Here is a 22,549-nt window from a genome sequence, read left to right as displayed (position 1 = left end):
CGTCTCCCTCGATGTGCGGTGTGGACAGGTGGCGGGTGGGGTGGTCCCAACCTAGTGGCTGCTCACGAGCCGCGCTGCCCCGCGTACCTCGCGTCCTCCACGCGACGCGAGGCGCGTCGCAGCTGCTCGGGGGCGTCGGCGTCGAGGTCCAGGCTGTCGACGAGCGCGGTGTAGCGCGCGAGCTCGGCCGCGAACAGCTCGCGGACCCGCACCTCGAGGGCCTTGCGGGCCCGCTCGGCCAGGCTGCGCACGGCCTGGTCGCCGAAGACGGCCTCGAGCAGCTTCTGGCCGAGGACGGCGGACCCGCCGGCGATGCCGACCTCGGCGCCGGTGAGGCCGTAGGAGTAGGAGAAGACGACGACCATGAGCGCGACGGACAGCCCGTTGACGCCGAAGGCCAGGAACCGCGCGGTGGTCCGCTTGTCCTGCCCCTGGGTGCGGACCATGTCCAGGACGTCCTGCTGCCACTCGCGCACGGAGCGCTCGGCGTTGCGGCGCAGCTCGCGGGAGGCGCGGCCGAGCTCGGAGCCGCCGTCGGCGAGCAGCCCGAGGCCGGAGGCGAGCTGGCGCCAGGACGCCTCGGCGCGCTCGGCGGCGGCCTCGGCGTGCTCGAGGATGAGCATCTCCAGGCCGGACTCGACGGCGACGGTGATCCGCTCGGCCTGGGCGGGCTTGCCCTTGACGGTGTTCATCAGCCGGTCGCGGATCCGGCCGACCCGGCTCTCGAGGCCCTTGAGCAGCTCGCCGGTGCCGACGAACTCCTGCCAGCGGGCCAGCACCTCGCCACGCAGCAGGGTGCCGTCGGCGATGCCGGCCAGGACGCCGCGCACGCCCTCGTCGTACGCCGACGTGGCGTCCTCACGCAGCCGCACGGCCGCGGCGACCTGCTCGGCGGCGGCGTCGGCGATGGGGTAGGTGCGACGGGTCAGGGTCCGCACCGCGCCGTCGAGGGTCTGCACCACGACCTGCTGACGCGCGGCGGTGTCGCCGGCCAGCGACTCCAGCCAGGTCTTGATGTCGGCCACGTGGTCGGCGGGCAGCAGGCCGTCCTCGCTGACCGGCCCCTCGTGGACGATGAAGAGCGGGGAGTCCTTGAGCCCGCGGCTGGCCAGCATCCGGGCCAGGTGGGTGGCCACGGTCTGCACGGCGTCCTCGGGCGTGCGGTCGAGGACGACGGCGACCGCCGTGGAGCGCTCGGCGGCCTGGCGCAGGAACTCCCAGGGCACCTGGTCGGCGTACCGCGCGGCCGAGGTGACGAACAGCCACAGGTCGCCGGCGGCCAGCAGCTGGGCGGCGAGCTCGCGGTTCTCCTCGACGACCGAGTCCACGTCGGGGGCGTCGAGGACGGCCAGGCCGCGGGGTACGGCGGGGTCGGCGACCAGCTGCAGCGCCGCGGGGTCGGTGGTCATGTGGTCGACCCGCTCCAGGTCGGGCAGCAGCCGGTCCGCGCCGAACCACGACGCGTCCTCGGGGTGGTGCACCAGCACCGGGGAGCGGGTGGTGGGGCGCAGCAGCCCGGGCTCGGTGACCCGGCGCCCGACGAGGGAGTTGACCAGGGTCGACTTGCCGGCGCCGGTGGAGCCACCGACGACGGTGAGCAGCGGCGCCTCGAGCGTGGTCACGCGCGGGATGACGTAGTCCTCGAGCTGGTCGACCATCTCGGTCAGCCCGGAGCGCAGCTCGGCGGTGCCGGGCAGGTCGAGCGGGAGCCGCACGGTCTGCAGCGCGTGGTGCAGCCGGACCAGCGCGGTGAGCATCACCGTGCCGTAGGAGCCGGCCGTCGGCGCGCCGGCGCCGGTGGCCAGGTTGAAGGGGTTCGCGGGATCCGGGACGGTCGTCATCGCGTCGGCACCACCTGTCCGGGGAAGGCGATGGCGGGGCGGATGGAGTTGATGAGCGCGAGGAAGTCCTGGCCGCGCGCGGCGTAGTCGCGCGGCGCCGTCCCGCGCAGGTAGCGGTGGTGCAGGAAGCCGAGCTCGATCGCGGCCTGCTGGTAGTCGCGCATCTGCTCCTCCCCCGCCTTGCCGCCGATCTGCTTGGCGTAGGCCCGGGCGGCCCGCCGGGCTCGGAGGTCGACCACCCAACCGATGTCGGTCGCCGGGAACAGGCCCCGCTGGGCGGCGTCCCCGAGCGCTGCGGTCAGCATCCTCCGCTCCGAGCGGCGCGACCAGACCCCGAGCCAGATCAGCCCGGCGAAGGCCGGGACCATGATGAGGAAGTAGGCGCCCACGAAGCCCTGGAAGCCGAAGATCGTGGAGCCGTTCCACGTCGCGTGGGCGAGCACCGCGCAGCAGTACCCGCCCAGCGGCGCCAGCCACCGCAGCGCGGGGTTGCGGGTGGTGACCGCGATCCCCACACCGATGCCGGTGAAGGCCGTGAAGAGCGGGTGCGCGAACGGGCTGAACAGGCAGCGCACCACGAAGGTGCCGGTCACGCCGGCCAGGCCGCCGGGCGCGGAGCCGTCGGTCCCGTTGTACGCCGCGCCGAGGTAGAGGATGTTCTCGGTGAAGGCGAATCCGATCCCGACCATGCCGGCGTAGACGATCCCGTCCAGCACGCCGTCCAGCTCGGCCCGGCGCCACCACAGCAGCAGGATCAGGAACAGCCCCTTGCTGAACTCCTCGGTGACGGGCGCGATCAGGGCCAGGCTGACCTCGTCGGTCACGCCGGCGAACAGCCCGCCGATGCCCTGGACGACCAGGGCGCCGAAGGTCGCGGCGAACGCGCCCCACAGCAGCCCGAGCAGCAGCAGGCGCCGCGGCTCCGGCTCGTAGCGGTCCAGCCACAGGTAGCAGAGCACCAGCGGGACCACGGGCACGGCGGCCAGCACCGTGGCCAGCACCGCGATCCCCGGGGCGCTCGAGAGGGCGATGATGAGCAGCATCGGGAGCGCGCCCAGGCACACGAGCACGCTCACGATGATCGTGAACGCACGGCTGTCCCGGCGCGGTCCCTTGGCCACGGACGGGAGTCTAGGTCCCGGCTCGGGCGCACCCGCCCGGCGTACAGTGGCGCGGGTGAGCGAGCAGGAGATGACGCCCCCACCGGTCGACCACTCGAGTGAGCCCAAGACCGAGCAGCACGACCCTGCCGTCCCCGAGGCGTACGCCGCGTTCATGCGGACCGGCTGGGGCGACCGCGAGCTGGACCTGCCCCGCCACCCGGTCGCCGACCGGGCCGCCGCGCGGCGCGCGAGGCTGGCCGCGTCCTTCCCGGGCGAGCGCCTCGTGCTCCCGTCCGGCACCTTCAAGGTCCGCGCCAACGACACCGACTACGTCTTCCGGCCCGACACCGCGCACGCCTACTTCTCCGGCAACCTGACCAGCGACGCCGCGCTCGTGGTCGAGGACGGCGACGCCGTGCTCTACGCGCGGCCCCGCTCCTCGCGCGAGACCGACGAGTTCTTCCGCGACCGGCAGTACGGCGAGCTGTGGGTCGGCCGCCGACCCTCGCTCAGGGAGATCTCGGACTCCCTCGGCATCGAGACCCGCCACATCGACCAGCTCCAGGACTCGCTGACCTCGCGCTCGGGCCCCAAGACGCGGGTGCTGCGCGGCATCTCGCCCTCGGTCGACCGGATGGTCGCGGCCGACACTGCCCTGGACGCCGACCTGTTCCGCGTGGTCGGCGAGCTGCGACTGCTCAAGGACGACTGGGAGATCGCCGAGCTCCAGGCGGCGTGTGACGCGACCACGCTCGGCTTCGAGGACTGCGTGCGCGAGTGGCGCCAGGTCCTGGAGTACGGCGAGCGCTGGATCGAGGGCACCTTCAACCGCCGGGCGCGGGTGATGGGGAACGCGGTCGGCTACGACCCCATCGTGGGCGGGGGTCGGCACGCGACCACGCTGCACTGGATCGACAACAGCGGTCCGATCGCGCCCGGCGAGCTGGTGCTGCTCGACATGGGCGTCGAGGGCCACAACCTCTACACCGCCGACGTCACCCGCACCCTGCCGGTCGACGGCACCTTCACGCCGTTGCAGCGCGAGCTCTACGACCTCGTCTTCACGGCCCAGCAGCGCGGCATCGAGGCCAGCGTGGCCGGCGCGCCGTTCCTGGCCGCCCACAACACCGCCATGGGCGTGCTCGCGCACGGGCTCGAGGGGCTCGACCTGCTCCCCTGCTCGGCCGAGGAGGCGCTCGACCCCGACTCCAAGGTCTACGCGCGCTGGACGCTGCACGGCACCAGCCACATGCTGGGCATGGACGTGCACGACTGCGCCGGCACCTCGCCGGACATCTACCCCAAGGGCGACCTCGAGGTCGGGATGGTGCTCACCGTCGAGCCGGGGCTGTACTTCCAGGAGGACGACCTGCTGGTCCCCGAGGAGCTGCGCGGCATCGGCATCCGCATCGAGGACGACATCGTCGTCACCGCCGACGGCCCGGTGAACCTCTCCGCGTCGCTGCCGCGCACCTCGGCGGACGTCGAGGAGTGGATGGGTCGCCACCTCGGTGGCTGAAGGCGGGGTCGAGCACCACCTCGAGGCCCTCGAGCAGCTGGTCCTCTGGGCCGGCTTCCTGGGCGCCTGGCTGCTCGTGGCCGGCCCGCTCCACCAGGCCCGGGTCGAGCTCGGCGAGGAGGAGCTCGAGCGTGAGCGGTACGTCCCGGCCTTCGACGCGGCCGGGCCGCCGCCGCGGACCTCGGCGTGGTGGTGGCTGGTCCCGCCGCTGCGGCTCTACCTCGGCCACCGGCGCAAGGAGCGCTGGCAGCGCGAGGTCTGGATGCGGCTGCCGCACGAGGACTTCGAGGCGCTCGCGTCGTTCATGAGCAAGGCGCGCGGCTGGCTGCTGGTCGGCGGCGGCGCGTTCTTCATCGCGATCAAGGAGACCCACGAGCTGGTCGAGGGCTACGAGTGGGCCACCTGGGTGTTCTGGGTGCTCTGCGTCGCCATGCTCGCCCTGTGCCTGACCAACACCGTCCTCGGCGCGTTCCAGCAGCGCGGCGTGCTCGAGGCGCACGCCCGGCAGGTGGAGGCCGGCGAGACGGCTCAGTAGGGCGAGGTCTTCGCGACCGCGAGCGCCCGCTTGAGGTCGAACGGGTCGGCCTGCATGTAGAGCCACGGCCGGCCGATCCAGAGGTAGCCGTCGGCGTACGCCGCCGCGTTGGCCGCGTCGGTCGGCGACAGTCCCCAGGCCGGGTTGGCCACGTCGTAGGTCGGCGGGATGCCGAGCGTCACGCACGCCGCCTGGCCCCGGACCTTGCAGGTCTCGGCGTTGTCGTAGTTGGGGCCCTTGTAGTCGTAGCCGTTGAACGGCGCCCCGTTGGCCGCGGTGTTCACCACGAAGTGCTTGTCGGGGTAGCCCGCCGCCGCCAGCGCCTGCACGACCGAGGTCCCGAACGCGACCTCGGCCGACGTCGAGGCGTAGTGCGTGGAGTTGAGCGCGAACCCGCGGGCGGTGTCGATGCCCGCCGGCAGCAGGATCTGCAGCGCCTTGGCCGGGTCGTCCCGCAGCCAGTCCGAGGCGCCGGCGTCGATGTAGACGCTGACGTTCGGCAGCGCGCTGAACACGTGCGAGGCGTACCCCACCAGCTGGGACGGCAGCTGCGAGCCACCGGGTGCGCACAGCGCGAACGGCCCGTCCGGCTGCAGCACCAGCGCGACGTGCGCCGTGCCGATGCCGGCCGCGAAGCCGTCGATCCACCTCGTGTAGTCCTTCTGCTCCTTGCGCGTGGGCAGCCGCTTGCACGCGTCGCCCTCCCACGGCTTGAGCCGGAAGACGGTCATCTGCACCAGCGCCTCGGGGTCGCCCGCCTGCGCGTTGGCGATGTGGGAGCGCACCACCCCGGCGATCTTGCCGGCCGGGATCCACTGGCCGTACCACTTGGCCTTGGGCGCGAGCGCGATCTTGGCCAGCAGCGTCTTCTTCTTGCCGCGCGCGGTGAGGTACGGCGTCCACGCCTGGTCGCCGGCGCCCTTGTAGACGCCCCAGGTCCGCCCCGCCAGCGGGTTCGTCTCCACCGGGGTCCGGACCACCTGCACCCCACGCTGCGCCGCAGGTGCGTCCGAGCCGACCGCTGGAGCCGAACCCGCCGCGAGTGCGCACACCAGCGCCGCCGCCGTCAGCCCGCCGGCCGACCACCGCAGCGCCGCCGAACGCAGCGTGGGTCCACTTCCCATGGCAGAAGCGGACCACCGCCGCCAGCCGCCACGCCGGGGAACCGCGCCGATTCGTCCTTTCGGACAGACCTGACCGGAATCGCTGCGCGTACGCCCACCCGCTCACCCCGGGACACCCCGGAACCGGCTGGCCACCAGCACGCCGCTCTGCTGACCGTTGCTCGGTGGCCTGATCCGCAGCGTCACCGAGGCCCGGTGCTCCCAGGGCCGCACGTAGTAGCACTCGTCCGTGTCGGGGCAGTAGATGCAGAGGAGGTCCACCTCAGACTTGTCGACCGGCACCGCATGGGTCCCCTGCCGGTCGTTCCACACCGAGCGGAACCGGACGGTGACGCCGCCGCGGCTCGCCGTGCGGAACTTGACCTGCACCCGGCTGAAGCGTCCTCTCCGGTAGGCGACCAGGTCGAACGGGGCGTGCTCGGTGGCCGGGAACAACACGGTGCAGCCCTGGCTCACCAGGTCGGCGAACGCCTTGGCCACGCCGAGGTCGCCCTTGTCCTTGGTGTGGTGGCCGGCCATGCCTGGACGCTAGGCGGGCGCACCGACACCACACGCGCTGCTGGATACTGTGCTGTGGACCGGCCCCCGTAGCTCAGCTGGATAGAGCAGTGAGCTTCTACCTCACGTGCCGCAGGTTCGAGTCCTGCCGGGGGTGCTCAGACTGCCTTGACCACCGCCGCCGCCAGCCGCGCCACCTGCCCTCGCGGCGCGAGCTCCGCCAGGCGGCGCGGGTCGGTCGGCAGCCCGAGCTCGCCGGCGGCGGCCAGGGCCTTCTCGTCGAGGAACGGCGCTAGCCCCCACACGTCCTGGACCTCGCGCACGAAGATCCGCGCGCCGACCGGGCCGATGCGGGGGAAGTCCGCGATGGCGTCGGCGAGCTCGTCGGCGCCGTCCGGCGAGGAGGGCCGGAGCGCGCGCAGGTCACCCCGGTAGGTCTCCTCCAGGTGGCGGGCGCTCTCCTCCAGCTTGGTGGCGGTCGACTCGTCGTAGCGCTTGTAGTGCGCGCGACCGAGGGCGTCGACGCGCTGCCGCCAGGTCGAGGCGAGCAGGCGCTCGGGGGTGCGCCAGCCGGCGTAGAACAGCTCGCGGGCGGCGGCGACGGCGAGGTCGGCGGAGATGCGGGTGCTGGCCAGGGTGGTGAGGACGAGGAGCTGGTAGAGCGGCGCGGGCTCGTCGCGCAGTGTGATGCCGGCGTCCTCGGCGTACGTCGTGCCGTGCTCGCGCAGGACGCGGTCCGCGATGTCCTGGTGGGTGGCCACGCCAGCGGGTACCCCGCAGGTCATGACCTCCACCCTCACCCGCGGCCTGGCCGCCGGCGCGGTCGGCACCGCGCTGCTGGACGCGGCGACGTACGCCGACCTGCTGCTCACCGGGCGGCCGGCCAGTGACGCTCCGGGGCGCACGGTGCTGGGCCTGGCCCAGGCGCGGGGACTGGACCTGCCGGACGACGACAGCCGGCTCGCGGCGTACGGCCAGCTGGGCGGACTGGCCGCCGGCCTCGCCGTCGGGGTGGCCGCGAGCGTGGCTCGGCGCGCAGGCGTGAGGCTGCCCGCGCCGCTGAGCATCGGCGCCACCGCGGCCGCGGCCATGGCGGCCACCGACCTGCCGATGGCCCGCGCCGGTGTGAGCGACCCGCGGACGTGGTCGGCCCAGGACTGGGTGCGCGACGCGCTGCCGCACCTGGCCTTCGGCGCGGGTGTGCACTACACGGTGAGCCGGGTGCCGGTGGCGACGGCCGAGCGCGAGAAGGGCCTGCTCTGGCGGAGCACGGCCCTCGGCGTGGCCGCCGGGGCGCGGGCCAGCCTGGGCGCGGTGGCCTTCAGCCGGGCGGCGGGGTGGGGCACCAAGGCCACGGCCGCGCTGAGCCTCGGCGAGCTGCTGGCCGACAAGCTGCCGCAGGCCCCGAGCCGGCTGCAGCCGGGGAGCCAGGCGGGTCGTCTGGCCAGCGGGGCGGTCGGGGCGGCCGCACTGGCCCGGCGCAGCGGGAGCAGCCCGTGGCTGCCGGCGGCGTTCGGCGCCCTGGGGGCGGGCGTCGGCACCATCGCGGGTGCGGCCTGGCGCGAGGCGGCGCAGCAGCGCGGCTGGACCTGGCAGGCGGCCCTGGCCGAGGACGGCGTGGCGCTGGGCCTCGTCGCAGTGGCGGTACGACAGCGCAGGTGACCGCCGACCTCGTCTACCTCGTCGCCGGGGCGAGCCTGCTGCTCGCCGTCGTCCTGCCGGACCTGCTGCACCGGTGGGCGATCTCGGCGCCGATGGTGCTCGTCGCCGTGGGGATGCTCATCGGGCTGACTCCGCTCCCCGACGACCTCCCCCTGGACCCGCAGCACAACCGCGCCGCGATCGAGCACGTCACCGAGTTGGTCGTGCTGGTCGCGCTCATGGGTGTCGGCCTCGCGCTCGACCGCCCGCTGAGCCTGCGCAAGCGGGAGAGCTGGCACCGCTGGACCGCGACCTGGCTGCTGCTGGGCGTCGCGATGCCGGTCAGCATCGCGGCCACCGCCCTGCTGGGCTGGTGGGCCGGGCTGGCCGCGCCGGCCGCGCTGCTGCTCGGCGCCGTGCTGGCGCCGACGGACCCCGTGCTGGCCTCCGACGTCCAGGTGGCCGGCCCGCAGACCGGCGACGACCACGAGGTCGACGAGACCGACGAGGTGCGGTTCACGCTCACGTCGGAGGCCGGGCTCAACGACGGCCTGTCCTTCCCCTTCGTCTACGCCGCGATCCTGCTGGCCACCGAGGGCGCGGTCAGCCACTGGGGTCTCGAGTGGATCGCGTGGTACGCCGTCGGCAAGGTGGTCGTGGGCGTCGCGGTCGGCATCGTGGTCGGCCGGGTGCTGTCCTACGTCGCCTTCCGCTCGCGCAGCGACGCGTTGCGGGTCGCCGAGCGCGGCGAGTCGCTCCTGGCGCTGGCCGCCCTCGTGGCGTCGTACGGCGCCGGCGAGGTGGTGGGCGGCTACGGCTTCCTGTCGGTGTTCGCGTGCGCGATGACGTTCCGCTCGGCCGAGCGCAGCCACGACTACCACGCGGCGATGCACGACGTCGCCGAGCGGCTGGAGCGGATGCTGACCCTGTTCGTGCTGCTGGTGCTGGGCATCGCGGTGACCCGCGGGCTGCTCTCCGCGCTGGACTGGCGGGGGGTCGTGATCACCCTCGCGGTGCTGCTCGTCGTCCGGCCGCTGACCGGCTGGCTGGCCCTGCTCCCCTGCCGGCACGTGATGACCGCCGGCGACCGCGGAGCCATCGCGTTCTTCGGGGTCCGCGGGATCGGCTCGCTGTACTACCTGGCCTACGCCAGCAAGGAGGACAGCGTCCTGGCCCAGGACTGGCTGTGGTCGACCGTGTCGTTCACGATCGTCGCCAGTGTGCTGCTGCACGGCGTGCTGGCCACGCCGGTCATGCAGCGGCTGGACGTCAGTCGTCGAGCGGCCAGCCGTGGTGGCTGACCAGCCGCTGCTCCACCCGCGTGATGTCCTCCGGGTCCGGCAGCGCGTCGGTGAGCTTGGTGATCTGCACGCCGATCTCGGCGGCGTCGCCGTCCTCGGTGGTGGCGATCTCGTGCGCGACCTCACGCACCTCCTCCTCGGTCAGCCGCCGCCGCAGCAGGGCGAGGAGGGGGATGTAGTCCTTGGGCGGTACGCCGGCGGGGTAGCCCTCGCGCAGCCAGTCCAGGATCCCGGCGAGTCGGGTGTTGAGCGCCATCAGGACCTCACTTCGGCTTGTCGACGATGGTCGGGTAGACGTGGTCGAAGGAGACCACCTTGCCCTGCCCGGCCGCGATGATGATCGTCAGTCCGAGCGCGATGCCCGCCAGGACCACGGCGAAGCACAGCACCGCCACGGCGCGACCGACCGGGTGCGCCGGCTGGTCGGCGACCACCTCGGCGCTGCCCCCGGTCCCCCACGCCAGCGACCGCACCCCGGCGGCGAACACCGCCGGCAGCCCGGCGCCGAGGACCAAGCCGACCAACAGGACCTTCCACGCGCCCTCGAGGGCGAAGCCCAGGTTGTCGCTCACGCCGCCACCTCCTGCTTGACCGAGCTGGCCGGCGTACCGGACCACTCGTCGTTGACGTTGCCCGGGTGCACCGGCTGGCGTTGCGAGCGCACGAACATGTACGCCGCGAGCGCGGCCAGCACCGCGAAGACGACCACCGGCCCGGCGTACCCGCCGAGCGCGTCGCCGACGTACCACATCACCGCCCCGACCAGGCCCGCCGCGGGCAGGGTGATCAGCCAGGCCAGGACCATGCGGCCCGCGATGCCCCAGCGCACCTGCGCGCCGGGCTTGCCGACGCCCGAGCCGAGGATCGAGCCCGTCGCCACGTGCGTCGTGGAGAGCGCGAAGCCGAGGTGGGAGGAGGCCAGGATGACCGCCGCCGACGCCGACTCGGCGGCCATGCCCTGCGGCGACGTGATCTCGACCAGGCCCTTGCCGAGCGTGCGGATGATGCGCCAGCCGCCGATGTAGGTGCCCGTCGCGATGGCCAGCGCGCAGGCCAGCTTGACCCAGAACGGCACGTTGGAGGTGTCGCTCCAGTGCCCGCTCGCGATGAGGGCCAAGGTGATGACGCCCATCGTCTTCTGCGCGTCGTTGGTGCCGTGGGCCAGCGAGACCAGCGAGGCGCTGCCGATCTGGCCCCAGCGGAAGCCGTTCTCGGTGAAGCGCTGCGCGACGCCGGCGGTGATCCGGAAGATGAACCACGTGCCGACCGCGGCCACGACGCCCGCGATGACCGGCGACATCAGCGCCGGCAGGATGACCTTCCCCATCACGCCGTCGAGCTTGGAGCCGTCGCCGTTCCAGTTCACGCCGCTGGTCCCCAGCCCCGCGATGGTCGCGCCGATGAGCCCGCCGAACAGCGCGTGCGAGGACGAGGACGGCAGGCCGATCAGCCAGGTGAGCAGGTTCCAGAGCACCCCGCCCACCAGCCCGGCCATGATGATGAGCAGCAGCGCGTAGCCGCCGTTGTCGGTCAGCTCCGGGATCGGGGCACCGCTGGAGTCCTGGACCTTCACCACGGCGTTCGTCACCGTCAGCGCGACCTCCACGGAGAGGAACGCGCCGACCAGGTTGAGCACCGCCGAGAGCCCCACCGCGACCTTGGGTCGCAGGGCCCCCGTGGCGATCGAGGTCGCCATCGCGTTGCCGGTGTCGTGGAAGCCGTTGGTGAAGTCGAAGGCCAGCGCGGTCCCGATCACCAGGACCAGGATCAAGGTCGCTTCGGTCACGACCTGACTGTGCGCCTCGCGCTGACCCGCGAAAAACCCCGCCGCAGCGGTGTTCGCCGACTGTTCACCTCGGTTGTGGGAGGCGAGGATCTCGGGCGTGGCGCTCCTCGCGGGTACGCCGGGCGCCGGCGCTGCGCGGGTGCGCGGTCGGCTGCGGCGCGGGCGGCACACCCCGCGGGCCGAGCGGCGGCGGGTGCGAGCGGCGGCGGGTGCGAGCGGCGGCGGGTGCGAGCGGCGGCGGGTGCGAGCGGCGGCGGGTGCGAGCGGCGGCGGGTGCGAGCGGCGGCGGGTGCGAACAGTGCCGCCCGGCGTTCAGTCGCCGACCGCTTCGATCCCGCGCCGGACGATCCTGGGGTCGGGCTCGCCGACGGTCTGGGGGTCCTTGCCGTCGTAGTCGAAGCGCGAGAGGAAGGCGCGCATGGCGTTGGTGCGGGCGCGCTTCTTGTCGTTGCTCTTGATGGTGGTCCAGGGCGCCCACTCGGTGTCGGTGCGCCGGAACATGGCCTCCTTGGCCTCGGTGTAGTCGTCCCACTTGTCCAGCGACTCGAGGTCGATGGGCGAGAGCTTCCACTGCCGGACGGGGTCGACCTGGCGGATGATGAAGCGGGTGCGCTGCTCGGCCTGGGTGACCGAGAACCAGAACTTCGTCAACGAGATCCCGCTGTCGACGAGCATGCGCTCGAAGAGCGGGGCCTGGGCCATGAACTGCTCGTACTCCGGCGGGGAGACGAAGCCCATGACGCGCTCGACGCCGGCGCGGTTGTACCAGGAGCGGTCGAAGAGGACCACCTCGCCAGCGGTGGGCAGGTGCTGCACGTAGCGCTGGAAGTACCACTGGCTCTGCTCGCGGTCGCTGGGCTTGCCCAGGGCGACGGTGCGGGCGTACCGGGGGTTGAGGTGCTCCATGAACCGCTTGATGGTGCCGCCCTTGCCGGCGGCGTCGCGGCCCTCGAAGAGCAGCACGTGCTTGCCGCCGACGTCGGCGGCCCAGGCCTGGAACTTCAGCAGCTCGACCTGCAGGAGGTACTTCTGCTCGTCGTAGTCCTCGCGGGTCATCCGCTCGTCGTACGGGTAGTTGTCGCGCCAGGTGTCGACCGCGCGCCCCTGGGGGTCGAGCAGCACGGGGTCGTCGTCGTGGTCCTCCCCGATGGTGTGACCATCGATCTGGAGCCGGTCGATGTACTCCCGCACGTCCTGCAGCACGAGGCGACCGTACGGCGGCCCGGTGAACGAGCCGGTCACCTGCCGTTCACCTCGGTGCCGCACCATGCGGCCAGTGGAGCCCGTGGACGCCGTCGACCCGCTGCGTCGCGGCGACCTCGCGCCCCCGCCGCGGACCCTGGTCGACGTCTTCCGCGCCACCGTCGAGCAGGCCGGGGACGAGCCGGCGGTCGATGCGGGCAACGGGGTCCTGACCTACGCCGAGCTGGCCGAGGCCGCCGACGAGCTGGCCCACGAGCTCAACGCGCACGGCGTCGGCACCGGCGACAAGGTCGGCGTCCGGGTCACCAGCGGCACCACCGACCTGTACGTCGCGATCCTCGGCATCCTGCTGGCCGGGGCGGCGTACGTCCCCGTCGACGTGGACGACCCCGACGAGCGCGCGCGGCTGGTCTTCGACGAGGCCGGCGTGGCCGCGGTGGTCGGCAACGACCAGACCGTGGTCATGCGCTGGGAGGGCCCGCCGCGCGAGCCTGAGGAGCCGGACCTCACCGACGACGCGTGGGTGATCTTCACCTCCGGGTCGACCGGTACGCCGAAGGGCGTGGCCGTCAGCCACCGCAGCGCCGCGGCGTTCGTGGACGCCGAGTCCCGGCTGTTCCTCCAGGCGGCGCCGCTCGGCGTCGGCGACCGGGTGATGGCCGGGCTGTCGGTGGCCTTCGACGCGAGCTGCGAGGAGATGTGGCTGGCCTGGCGGTACGGCGCGTGCCTGGTCCCCGCCCCCCGCGCGCTGGTCAAGAGCGGCATCGACGTGGGGCCGTGGCTGGTGGCCAACGGCATCACCGTGGTCAGCACCGTGCCGACCCTGGTCGCGCTGTGGCCACCGGAGTCGCTGGCCCGGGTACGGCTGCTCATCATGGGCGGCGAGGCCTGCCCGCCCGAGCTGGGCGCCCGCCTGGTGGCGCCGGGCCGCGAGGTGTGGAACACCTACGGCCCGACCGAGGCCACCGTCGTCGCGTGCGGGGCGGAGCTGACCGGCGCGCCGCCGGTGCGGATCGGGCTGCCGCTGGACGGCTGGGACCTCGCTGTGGTCGACGCCGAGGGGCACGAGGTGCCCGAGGGCGCGACCGGCGAGCTCATCATCGGGGGCGTCGGTCTGGCCCGCTACCTCGACCCGGCCAAGGACGCCGAGAAGTACGCCCCCATGCCGACCCTCGGCTGGGACCGCGCCTACCGCAGCGGCGACCTCGTGGTCCGCGACAGCGCCGGGCTGGTCTTCGGCGGCCGGGCCGACGACCAGGTCAAGCTGGGGGGGCCGGCGCATCGAGCTCGGTGAGATCGACTCCGCGCTGCTGGCCGTGCCGGGTGTGGTCGGCGCCGCGGCGGCGGTCCGCAGGACCGCGGCCGGCAACCAGCTCCTGGTCGGGTACGTCGCCACCGACGAGCGCTTCGACCAGGGCCAGGCCATGGACGTGCTGCGCCACGCGCTGCCCGCCGCACTGGTCCCCCGGCTGGCCCAGGTCGATGTCCTGCCCACCCGGACCTCGGGCAAGGTCGACCGCGACGCGCTGCCCTGGCCGCTGCCGAGCCTGCAGGGATACCCGGGTACCCGGGGATCCCTGCACGGCACGATGGCCTGGATCGCCGAGCTCTGGCTCGAGGTGCTCGGCGCCGACGTGCGCAGCCCGTCCGACGACTTCTTCGACCTCGGCGGCGGCAGCCTGACCGCGGCCCAGATGGTCTCCCGGCTGCGTGAGCGGTTCCCCGAGGTCGTGGTCGGCGACCTCTACGAGCACCCGACGGTCGGCACCCTGGCCGCGCACCTCGACACCCTCGGCGCGGCCGGCCCGGCCAGCGACCGGACCGTGCCGCCGACACCCCTCAAGACCCAGGCCGGCCAGGTCGTGGGCACCCTGCTGCTCCGCGCCCTGGCCGGCCCGCGGTGGCTGGTGTGGGTCGGGATCGGCTCGCGCGTGCTGGCCGACGGCCTCGGCTGGACGGTCCTGCCCCAGCCGTCGTGGTGGCTGCTCCTCGTCGGCTGGCTCGTCTTCGTGACCCCGCCCGGGACCATGCTGCTGGCCGCGGCCGGCGCCCGGCTGCTGCTGCGCGGCGTCGAGCCCGGCGAGCACCCGCGCGGCGGCAAGGTCCACCTGCGGCTGTGGCTGGCCACCCGCCTCGTCGACGAGCTCGGCGCCACGGGGCTGGCCGGCGCGCCGTACATGACCTGGTTCGCCCGACTGCTCGGCGCCGACATCGGCCGCGACGTGGACCTGCACTCCGTCCCCCCGGTGACCGGGATGCTGCGCCTGGGCGCGGGCAGCTCGGTCGAGCCGGAGGTGGACCTCAGCGGCTTCTGGGTCGACGGCGACGTGCTGCACCTGGGCGAGGTCCGCGTCGGCGCCCGCGCCCGGGTCGGCGCGCGCAGCATGCTCTGCCCCGGCGCCGACGTGGGCAAGGACGCCGAGGTCGCGCCCGGCTCGGCGGTCTTCGGGTCGGTGCCGGACGGCGAGTTCTGGTCCGGCTCCCCCGCCGAGCGGGTCCAGGAGCGTGCCCGCGGCCCGTGGTCGGACCGCCCCTCCAGCACCCGCGCCTGGGTCGCGGCGTACGGCGCGGTCGCGGTGCTGCTCGGCGGCCTGCCCCTCCTCGCCCTGCTCGCCGGCGCGGCCCTCCCGGTCCTCGCGAGCGACGACCCCACGTCGTACGCCGAGCTGTGGGCGCTGCTCGCCTGGCTGCCGGCCTCGGTGGTCGTGGCGTTCGTGGTGCTGGCCGGGCTCGTCTGGCTGGTCGTGCGGGTCGCGGGCCTGGCCGTCGCGCCCGGCGTGCACAGGGTCCGCAGCGGCACCGGCCTCGCGGTGTGGACCACGGTGCGGGTGCTGGACGACGCGCGCACGTGGCTGTTCCCGCTCTACTCCTCCAGCCTCACGCCGTTCTGGCTGCGCGCGCTCGGCGCCCGGGTCGGCCGGCACGTCGAGGCCTCGACCGTGCTCCTGGTCCCGAGCCTGACCCAGGTCAACGACGAGGCCTTCCTGGCCGACGACACCCTCATCGGCGGCTACGAGCTCGGCGGTGGCTGGATCCGGGTGGAGCGGGTCAAGATCGGCAAGCGGGCCTTCGTGGGCAACTCCGGCATGGCCGCCCCGGGGCGCAAGGTGCCCAAGGCCTCGCTGGTCGCCGTGCTCTCGGCCGCCCCGCGCCGCAAGAAGGCGCAGGCCGGCGAGTCCTGGCTGGGCAGCCCGCCGGCCCCGCTGCGGCGTACCGCCGCGGAGGGCGACGCCGGCCGCACCTACGCCCCGCCCACCCGGCTCAAGGTGCTGCGCGCGCTGGTCGAGGCCTGCCGGGTGGTCCCGGTCGCGCTGGCCGGGGGCACCGGCGTCGCGGTGGCGATCACCCTGGCCTGGCTGCTCGACCAGAGCGCGCTGCTCGCGCTGGTCCTGGCCGGGCCGGTCCTGGCCGTGGCCGGGATGGCCGCCGCGCTGGTCACCGTGGTCGCCAAGTGGGTGCTCGTCGGTCGGCACCGGCCCGGCGCGCACCCGCTGTGGAGCGGGTTCGTGTGGCGCAACGAGCTGGCCGACACCTTCGTCGAGGTGCTGGCGGCGCCGTGGTTCGCCCGCGCCGTGGCCGGCACCCCGCTGCTCAACGTGTGGTTCCGGCTGATGGGCGCGCGGATCGGCCGCGGGGTCTGGTGCGAGTCCTACTGGCTGCCCGAGACCGACCTGGTCGAGCTGGGCGACGGGGTCACCGTCAACCAGGGCACGGTGGTGCAGACCCACCTCTTCCACGACCGGATGCTGACCACCGACCGGGTCGTGCTGAAGCGCGGCGCGACCCTCGGGCCGAACAGCGTGATCCTGCCCGCGGCGACGCTCGGACGGCACGCTACGGTCGGTCCCGTGTCGCTGGTCATGAGGGGTGAGTCGGTGCCCGACGGCACGGTCTGGATCGGCAACCCCATCGGCCCGTGGACGGCCGCGGCCGCCGAGACCGCCCGGTGAGCCACGGCTCCCTGCCCACGGCCGACCCCTACCTGCCCGGGCACGGCGACCCCGCCTGGGGCGCGACGCACTACGCGCTCGACCTCGACTACGACCTGGCCGGCAACCGGCTGCGGGGCGACGCGGTCATCGACGCGGTGGCCCGCGAGGACCTCACCCGCGTGGTCCTCGACCTGGCCGGGATGGACGTGGCCAAGGTCAGCGTCGACGGCCGCGCGCCCGCGAAGTACGCCGTGCGCGGCACCCGCCTCGTCGTCACCCTCAAGCAGCCGCTGGCCGGGGGCACGCCGTTCCGCCTCGCCGTGCGGTACGCCGGCGCGCCCGAGCCGCTCATCGACGAGCACCACGGCGACGCCGGCTGGGAGGAGCTCACCGACGGTGTGATCGTCGCCGGCCAGCCGCACGGGGCACCGACGTGGTTCCCGTGCAACGACCGGCCCGACGACAAGGCGTCGTACTCCCTCAGCGTCACCACCGACGCCGACTACACCGTGGTGGCCAACGGGGAGCTGGCCGAGCGGCGTCGCGGCTCCTCCAGGGTCACCTGGCGCTACGAGCAGGTCGAGCCGATGGCGACGTACCTCGCCACGGTGCAGATCGGCCGCTACCGCGTCCAGGAGTACGCCGGCGCGCCGGTCCCGATGCGGTCCGCGGCCCCCGCCGACGCCGGGCCGGGCTTCGAGGCCGCGTTCGGCCGGCAGCCGGAGATGATGGCGCACTTCGTGGAGCGCTTCGGGCCCTACCCCTTCGCGACGTACACCTCGGTGGTCACCGCCGACGACCTCGAGATCCCGTTGGAGTCGCAGTCGCTGTCGACGTTCGGGCGCAACTTCTGCGTCGACGACTGGGACGCGGTCCGGCTGGTCGCCCACGAGATGGCCCACCAGTGGTTCGGCAACGCGGTGACGCTCGCACGGTGGCAGGACATCTGGCTGCACGAGGGGTTCGCCTGCTACAGCGAGTGGCTGTGGTCGGAGGCCTCGGGCGGCGAGAGCGCGGACCACTGGGCCGACCACCACCACGACCGGCTGGGCGGGCTCGACGAGGACCTGGTGCTCGCCGACCCAGGCCCGGAGCTGATGTTCGACGACCGCGTCTACAAGCGCGGGGCGCTCACCCTGCACGCCCTGCGGCGCACGGTGGGCGACGAGGCGTTCTTCGCGCTGCTGCGCGACTGGGTGGCCCAGCACGTCGGCGGCACGGTGACGACCGAGGAGTTCCGGGCCTTCGCCGCGCGGCACACCGGCGCCGACCTCGAGGCGCTCTTCGATGCGTGGCTCAACGAGACCGGCCTGCCCGAGCTCCCAGACCGGCCAGCCGCCAGCTGACCTGCTCCCCCGCCACGGCCCCGACGTACGCCGGCGGCAGCGGGAGCGGGGCGACCGGGACCTCGGCGCCCGCCTTGAACAGGGCCTCGGCCACACTGAACTCCGCCCGCGGCCGACCGTCGACCGGAGGCCCCACGTCCTCGACGTCGATGCCCACCGGACCCTCGGCCCAGGCCACCGCGACCAGGTCGGTGGCGTAGGAGATCGAGACCCGGGCGGTCGCGCCCACGGCGTACGGGCGACCGTGCGCGGCGCTCCCGCACCGGGGGCACAGCCGGCCGACCGACCGCGCGCCGAGCTCCTCGCGCAGCAGCGCGTGGGCCAGCTCGCGCAGGGGCAGGCTCACGCCGAGCGCTCGGCGTACGTCACCGCCGCGAGGTTGACCGCGCTGACGTAGCTGGCGCTGTGGTTGTAGGCGAAGACCGCGGCCGACCAGCCCGCGCCGGTGGTGAGGTCGTAGCCGGTCCCGCAGAGGTACGCCGCCGCAGCGGCGGCCGCGTCGTTGAGGTCCTGCGGGTCGGCGGTGCCGTCGCCGTCGCCGTCGCGGGCCCACGTGGCCCAGGTCGACGGCAGGAACTGCAGCGGTCCCACCGCGTGGTCCCAGGTCGGGTCGCCGTGCAGCGCCGTCCCGTCCGGCGCCGCGCGGATCGCGGCCACCGGGCCCGCGCCGTCGAGGGCCGGGCCGATGATCGGCGTCGACGGCCGGCCGGTCGCGTCGAGCGTGCGACCGTCGATGGTCCCCTGGTGGGACTCGACCCACCCGAGGCCGGCCAGTGTGGTCCAGCCGATCCCGCAGCCCTGCGGGGCGCTCAGCACCGCGCGGCCGTAGGCGGCCACCGCGACCGCGGACAGCCCGGCGCGCTGCGCCGTCCGCTGCGCCCACGCCGGGTCCACCTGCGGGGGACCGTCCGGCGCGGCCGCGGGCGCTGCGGCCGGGGCGGCCGCCGGCACCGGCTGGGCCACCTTCGGCGGCTGCGCGCTGCTGAGCACCGGGCTGAGGTCCGAGGTCTGCCGCTGGGTCAGCCAGGCGAGGCCGCTGAGCAGCGCGAGCGCCACAGCGACGTACGCCACGGAGCGGAGCCTCACCCGGCCATCATCCCGGTCATCGGCGCAGAGTCCGAACCCTCACCCGAACCGGCCGTTGACGTAGTCGGAGGTGCGCTGGTCCCGCGGGCTGCCGAACATCGCGTCGGTGCGGCCGTGCTCGACGATGACGCCGGGCGTGCCCTGCGAGGCCAGGAAGAACGCGCAGGTGTCGGAGACCCGTGCCGCCTGCTGCATGTTGTGGGTGACGATCACGATCGTCACCTCCTCGGCCAGCTCGACCATCGTCTCCTCGATCACGCGGGTCGAGGTGGGGTCGAGCGCCGAGCACGGCTCGTCCATGAGCAGGACCCGCGGCTTGACCGCGAGCGAGCGCGCGATGCACAGGCGCTGCTGCTGACCGCCGGACAGGCCGCCGCCGGGCGCGTCGAGGCGGTCCTTGACCTCGTTCCAGAGCCCGCCCTTGATCAGGCAGGACTCGACGAGGTCCTCGCGCTCGGAGCGTGAGGCCTTCGCGCCCGTGAGCTTCAGACCCGCCAGCACGTTCTCGCGGATCGACATCGCGGGGAACGGGTTGGGCTTCTGGAACACCATCCCGATCGCGCGCCGCGCGTCGATCAGCCGCTTCTGCGGGTCGTAGATGTCGCCGCCGTCGAGCAGCACCTCACCGGCCAGCGCCGCCGACGGGACCAGCTCGTGCATCCGGTTGAGGATCCGCAGGAAGGTCGACTTCCCGCAGCCCGACGGCCCGATCAGCGCGGTGATCCCGCCCGCCGGCATGGTCAGCGACACCCGGTCCAGCACCTTGTGCGTGCCGAACCACGCGGTGATGTCCACCGCCCGCAGCTCGGCGAGCCCCGCCCGCGACGCCGCGGCGTCAGCGGGGTCGGCGGCCACGCGGGCCGCGGGGAGCAGGTCGGTGTCCTGTCGGGACGTGGCGCTCATCGTCGTTCTCTCGTCTTCTCGAGGGTGGTGCGGGGTGCTGCCGGGCGGTGGCCCGGTCCGGACGGCTCCGCGGAGCCGCCCGGACCGGGACCGGTGCTGCGTGGTGCGGGGTGGTGCTACTTCTTGCCGCCCTTGCCCTTCTTGGGCTTCGGGAGGGCCTTGACCTTCACCGTGGTGGAGCTCGCGTTGCCCGCGGAGTCGCCGGGCCACGAGACCGTCAGCGTGTGCTTGCCGGGCTTGAGCTTCTTGAGCGTGATCGTGGCCGTCCCACCGGACAGGGTGCCGGTGCCGACGACCTTGCTGCCGTCCTTGACGGTCACCGTGCCGGTGGCCTTGGTCGAGACGCCGGCCAGGGCGACCGTGACGGTGCCCTTGGCCTTCTTCCCGAACTTGACCTTCTTCGGGAAGTCCGCCGAGATCGACGAGCTGGCCTTCGAGGCCGGGGCGCCGGTGACCGTGCCGGTCCCGGTGCCGGACGAGGTCTTGAACGCCGAGTTGGCGGCCGGGACGAACGTCGCGGTGTAGGTGTGCGAGCCGGGCGCCGCCGCCGGGGTGATCGTGGCCTGGCCGGACACGAGCGGGACGTTGGCCTGGACGACCTGGCCGTTCTCGGTGAAGGTGACCCGACCGTTGGGGGCCGACGGGGCGGTCACCTTGGCCACGACGCGAGCCGAGGAGGCGCTCTGGCTGGTCACGGTGACGGCCGTGGCCGTGTCGACCTGCGCGGTGACGAAGTTGGTCTCCGCCGCCGTGGTGTTGACCCCGCACTTCCCGCCGTTGGCCGGGGTGCTGAGCTGCTGGAAGCCTGCGGCCTCGATCGAGGACGTCGCGGCGGGGCTGCACAGCCACTGGAAGAACGCCTGGATCTTGGTGTCCGAGGGGCCCGTCGACCGGGTCACGTTGTACAGCGCGCGCTTGCGCGCGAAGTTGCCCTCGATCTTGATCGAGGAGCCGGCCAGCGTCGCCCGGCCCTGGGAGAACGGGACGATGGCGTTCGGGTCACCGGCCACGGCGGCGGGGTCGTGCTCCTGCGGGGTGGTGTCGACGGTGCCGAGGGTGATGGCAGCGCCTCCGGCGTTGCACGACGCCAGCTCACCCAGGAAGAACTTGGTGGTGCCGGAACCGCTCTGCGGGAGCTTGGCCTTGATGGTGCCGTCCTTGCCACCCGGCAGCTGGTTCCAGTTGGTGACGTCGCCCTTGTAGATCTTGACGAGGTCCTCGCAGGAGAGCGAGGCCGGGGCGTTCGACGTCGCGGCGGTCACGGTGACCACCGTGTCGAGGGCGAAGGGATAGGACTGGAGGCCGTTGTTGGTCTCGTCGTCGGACTGCTTGGACGAGGAGCGGGCGAAGTCGACCTCGGCGAGGTTGCTGCCGCCGTACAGTGCGGCCTTGCCCGGGCCGGAGCCGTTGGGCCGGCTGACCGGGGTGCCCGGCGTCGGGATGGTGCCGCCACCCGTGGCGGCGTAGCTGTACACCTTGAAGCCGGCGGAGCTGGCCTGGGTCGCGTTCCAGTCGTTGGCGGCCAGGAACAGCGCGTGCTGGCTGGTGTCGGACCCGACCGCGATGAGGTCGGCGGACACCGGGGTTCCGGCCGTGTCGTCGGGGTCGACCGCGGCCATGGCAGGAGCGGCCGCCATGGCCAGGACGGTGACCGCCGCGGCGCCGCCAGCGATGCCGGCGACGAGCTTGCGTGCGTACATCTGTTCTCTCTCCAGGATGGGCCGCGAGCGGCCGTGTGGGTGGTGCGGTGGTGGTGCGGGTGGTGGTGCGGGTGGTGCGTGCGCGGGTCAGACGACGTTGGGCAGCAGCCGCATCACCACGTCGGTGGTGGACCAGGCGAGGGCCACCGCGACGGGTGTGGCGACGATCCAGACCAAGGTCGAGGACCAGCGCTGACGGGCGGCGACGACCGCGAGGGTCACCGCCAGGAGCAGCGCCAGGTGCAGCGCCAGGAGCGGGAAGGCTCCCCGGTCGCTGTGCATGACGAGCTCCGGATCAGGGACCGTCCGGGGCAGCCCGGGCGGTGGGACGAAGCCCTTGGGGGCGTCGGCGTCGACGTACAGCACGTCGCCCGGCGTCAGGGCTGCGAACGGGCCCGAGCCCTCGGCGGTCTCCAGGACCAGCCGCGCTCCCCCGGCCGCGAGCGGCTGGGAGTAGGGGTCGCCAGCCCGGCGCACGTTGACGACCTCGAACGCCACCACGCCCTGCGCCATGGTGACCTCGATGTCGTCACCGGGCCGCAGCTCGGCCAGGTCGCGGAAGGGCGCGCCGTACGTCGCGCCGCGGCCCATGACCACCGACGTGCCGGCCTGACCGGGAAGCACGGTCTTGCGCAGGTGCCCCGGCCCCGCGAGGGTGTCACCGGACGCGGTGCCCTCGACGACGACCTGCGAGACGCCGATCCGCGGGATCGAGAGCAGCGCGACCGGGCTGCCGACCGGCTCGGTCGGGCCGATCGGCGGCACGATGTTCGGGTCGCCGGCGATGGCCACCCGGAACTGGTCGTAGAGCAGGTCCTGCGACCGCGCCTGGCTGAAGGTGCCCAGGAACAGCATCTGGGCGACCACCCACAGGCAGACGATCGCGAGCATCGTGCCGGCGGTCGAGACGACGGCCCACAGGTCGTCCCCGGGCCGGGGAGGACGGCTCTCCGGCGGCCGCGGGCGCGCCGGGGCTCGGCGGGGAGCCGGGGAAGGAGCGGGCGGGGGCGTGACCGCAGCGGTCTCGTCGC

21 protein-coding genes and 1 tRNA gene are annotated in these 22,549 nt (G+C 73.7%); 8 read left to right on the top strand and 14 right to left on the bottom strand.

The genetic code is table 11. The features are described from left to right. Positions 1-62 precede the first annotated feature (62 nt). Together G5V58_RS04525 and G5V58_RS04520 are read right to left on the bottom strand one after the other, a co-directional pair. Positions 63-1,841 (bottom strand): dynamin family protein, encoded by a 1,779-nt coding sequence (locus G5V58_RS04525; protein WP_230487084.1) that lies wholly within the window; start codon positions 1,839-1,841, stop codon positions 63-65. Then, on the bottom strand, positions 1,838-2,962 hold the full coding sequence (locus tag G5V58_RS04520) for a PrsW family intramembrane metalloprotease (RefSeq protein ID WP_230487083.1): 1,125 nt from the start codon (positions 2,960-2,962) through the stop codon (positions 1,838-1,840). The genes G5V58_RS04525 and G5V58_RS04520 overlap by 4 nt, the downstream gene beginning before the upstream one ends. A 55-nt stretch (positions 2,963-3,017) precedes the next feature. Here G5V58_RS04520 and G5V58_RS04515 point away from each other — a divergent pair, with 55 nt between their 5' ends. Next, positions 3,018-4,463 (top strand): aminopeptidase P family protein, encoded by a 1,446-nt coding sequence (locus G5V58_RS04515; protein WP_230487082.1) that lies wholly within the window; start codon positions 3,018-3,020, stop codon positions 4,461-4,463. Next, positions 4,456-4,998: a hypothetical protein gene (locus G5V58_RS04510; RefSeq protein WP_165229135.1), complete on the top strand. Its 543-nt coding sequence runs from the start codon at positions 4,456-4,458 to the stop codon at positions 4,996-4,998. Before G5V58_RS04515 ends, G5V58_RS04510 begins: the two co-directional genes overlap by 8 nt. Here G5V58_RS04510 and G5V58_RS04505 read toward each other — a convergent pair. Then, positions 4,992-5,978, bottom strand: a complete 987-nt coding sequence (locus G5V58_RS04505) for a glycoside hydrolase family 6 protein (protein ID WP_165229133.1) — start codon at positions 5,976-5,978, stop codon at positions 4,992-4,994. The two genes, G5V58_RS04510 and G5V58_RS04505, sit on opposite strands and share 7 nt — an antisense overlap. A 246-nt stretch (positions 5,979-6,224) precedes the next feature. Further along, on the bottom strand, positions 6,225-6,641 hold the full coding sequence (locus G5V58_RS04500) for a group I intron-associated PD-(D/E)XK endonuclease (protein ID WP_165229131.1): 417 nt from the start codon (positions 6,639-6,641) through the stop codon (positions 6,225-6,227). A gap of 62 nt (positions 6,642-6,703) precedes the next feature. On the opposite strand from G5V58_RS04500, the gene G5V58_RS04495 reads away from it, so the two are divergent. Next, positions 6,704-6,777: transfer RNA gene (locus tag G5V58_RS04495), tRNA-Arg, on the top strand. A 1-nt stretch (position 6,778) separates the two neighbouring features. On the opposite strand, the gene G5V58_RS04490 is transcribed toward G5V58_RS04495, so the two are convergent. Then, on the bottom strand, positions 6,779-7,405 hold the full coding sequence (locus G5V58_RS04490) for an endonuclease (protein WP_165229129.1): 627 nt from the start codon (positions 7,403-7,405) through the stop codon (positions 6,779-6,781). On the opposite strand from G5V58_RS04490, the gene G5V58_RS25575 reads away from it, so the two are divergent. Continuing rightward, a complete protein-coding gene (locus G5V58_RS25575; RefSeq protein WP_196240559.1) occupies positions 7,404-8,282 on the top strand; it encodes a hypothetical protein in 879 nt (292 codons plus the stop codon). The genes G5V58_RS04490 and G5V58_RS25575 overlap by 2 nt on opposite strands. Continuing rightward, entirely contained in the window at positions 8,279-9,562 is a 1,284-nt protein-coding gene (locus G5V58_RS04480) for a cation:proton antiporter (protein ID WP_165229127.1), read from the top strand. The genes G5V58_RS25575 and G5V58_RS04480 overlap by 4 nt, the downstream gene beginning before the upstream one ends. On the opposite strand, the gene G5V58_RS04475 is transcribed toward G5V58_RS04480, so the two are convergent. The 4 genes from G5V58_RS04475 to ppk2 all read right to left on the bottom strand — a co-directional run bounded on the left by G5V58_RS04475 (position 9,531) and on the right by ppk2 (position 12,590). Further along, complete coding sequence (locus G5V58_RS04475; RefSeq protein WP_165229125.1) at positions 9,531-9,818, bottom strand: DUF3349 domain-containing protein; 288 nt, start codon at positions 9,816-9,818, stop codon at positions 9,531-9,533. The two genes, G5V58_RS04480 and G5V58_RS04475, sit on opposite strands and share 32 nt — an antisense overlap. Positions 9,819-9,825: 7 nt before the next feature. Continuing rightward, positions 9,826-10,134, bottom strand: a complete 309-nt coding sequence (locus G5V58_RS04470; protein WP_165229123.1) for a hypothetical protein — start codon at positions 10,132-10,134, stop codon at positions 9,826-9,828. Continuing rightward, the gene (locus tag G5V58_RS04465) at positions 10,131-11,348 is read right to left on the bottom strand and encodes an inorganic phosphate transporter (RefSeq protein ID WP_165229121.1); all 1,218 of its coding nucleotides are present in this window, start codon (positions 11,346-11,348) and stop codon (positions 10,131-10,133) included. The genes G5V58_RS04470 and G5V58_RS04465 overlap by 4 nt, the downstream gene beginning before the upstream one ends. 312 nt (positions 11,349-11,660) lie before the next feature. Further along, entirely contained in the window at positions 11,661-12,590 is a 930-nt protein-coding gene (gene ppk2, locus G5V58_RS04460; protein WP_230487081.1) for a polyphosphate kinase 2, read from the bottom strand. A gap of 34 nt (positions 12,591-12,624) precedes the next feature. Between ppk2 and G5V58_RS25830 the strand changes: the two genes are divergently transcribed. The 3 genes from G5V58_RS25830 to G5V58_RS04450 are packed head-to-tail and all read left to right on the top strand — an operon-like array spanning position 12,625 to position 17,829. Further along, complete coding sequence (locus G5V58_RS25830; protein WP_230487080.1) at positions 12,625-13,845, top strand: AMP-binding protein; 1,221 nt, start codon at positions 12,625-12,627, stop codon at positions 13,843-13,845. 22 nt (positions 13,846-13,867) lie between these two features. Then, entirely contained in the window at positions 13,868-16,501 is a 2,634-nt protein-coding gene (locus tag G5V58_RS04455; protein ID WP_230487079.1) for a Pls/PosA family non-ribosomal peptide synthetase, read from the top strand. Next, positions 16,498-17,829, top strand: coding sequence for a M1 family metallopeptidase (locus G5V58_RS04450; protein WP_165229119.1), 1,332 nt, complete (start codon positions 16,498-16,500; stop codon positions 17,827-17,829). Before G5V58_RS04455 ends, G5V58_RS04450 begins: the two co-directional genes overlap by 4 nt. Here G5V58_RS04450 and G5V58_RS04445 read toward each other — a convergent pair. From G5V58_RS04445 to G5V58_RS04425, 5 genes are all read right to left on the bottom strand, one after another. Further along, the gene (locus G5V58_RS04445; RefSeq protein WP_165229117.1) at positions 17,780-18,175 is read right to left on the bottom strand and encodes a 4'-phosphopantetheinyl transferase family protein; all 396 of its coding nucleotides are present in this window, start codon (positions 18,173-18,175) and stop codon (positions 17,780-17,782) included. The genes G5V58_RS04450 and G5V58_RS04445 overlap by 50 nt on opposite strands. Then, entirely contained in the window at positions 18,172-18,915 is a 744-nt protein-coding gene (locus G5V58_RS04440; RefSeq protein WP_165229115.1) for a lytic murein transglycosylase, read from the bottom strand. The genes G5V58_RS04445 and G5V58_RS04440 overlap by 4 nt, the downstream gene beginning before the upstream one ends. Positions 18,916-18,954: 39 nt before the next feature. Then, a complete protein-coding gene (locus G5V58_RS04435; RefSeq protein ID WP_165229113.1) occupies positions 18,955-19,818 on the bottom strand; it encodes a phosphate ABC transporter ATP-binding protein in 864 nt (287 codons plus the stop codon). 116 nt (positions 19,819-19,934) lie between these two features. Then, complete coding sequence (locus tag G5V58_RS04430; protein WP_165229111.1) at positions 19,935-21,518, bottom strand: Ig-like domain repeat protein; 1,584 nt, start codon at positions 21,516-21,518, stop codon at positions 19,935-19,937. A gap of 87 nt (positions 21,519-21,605) precedes the next feature. Beyond that, positions 21,606-22,409, bottom strand: a complete 804-nt coding sequence (locus tag G5V58_RS04425) for a sortase domain-containing protein (protein WP_165229109.1) — start codon at positions 22,407-22,409, stop codon at positions 21,606-21,608. Positions 22,410-22,549 lie beyond the last annotated feature (140 nt).

It is taken from the genome of Nocardioides anomalus, from assembly GCF_011046535.1.
GTDB lineage: Bacteria > Actinomycetota > Actinomycetes > Propionibacteriales > Nocardioidaceae > Nocardioides > Nocardioides anomalus.
Note: the sequence above shows the minus strand (reverse complement) of the source record. Positions and strands in the feature narration are given on the sequence as shown.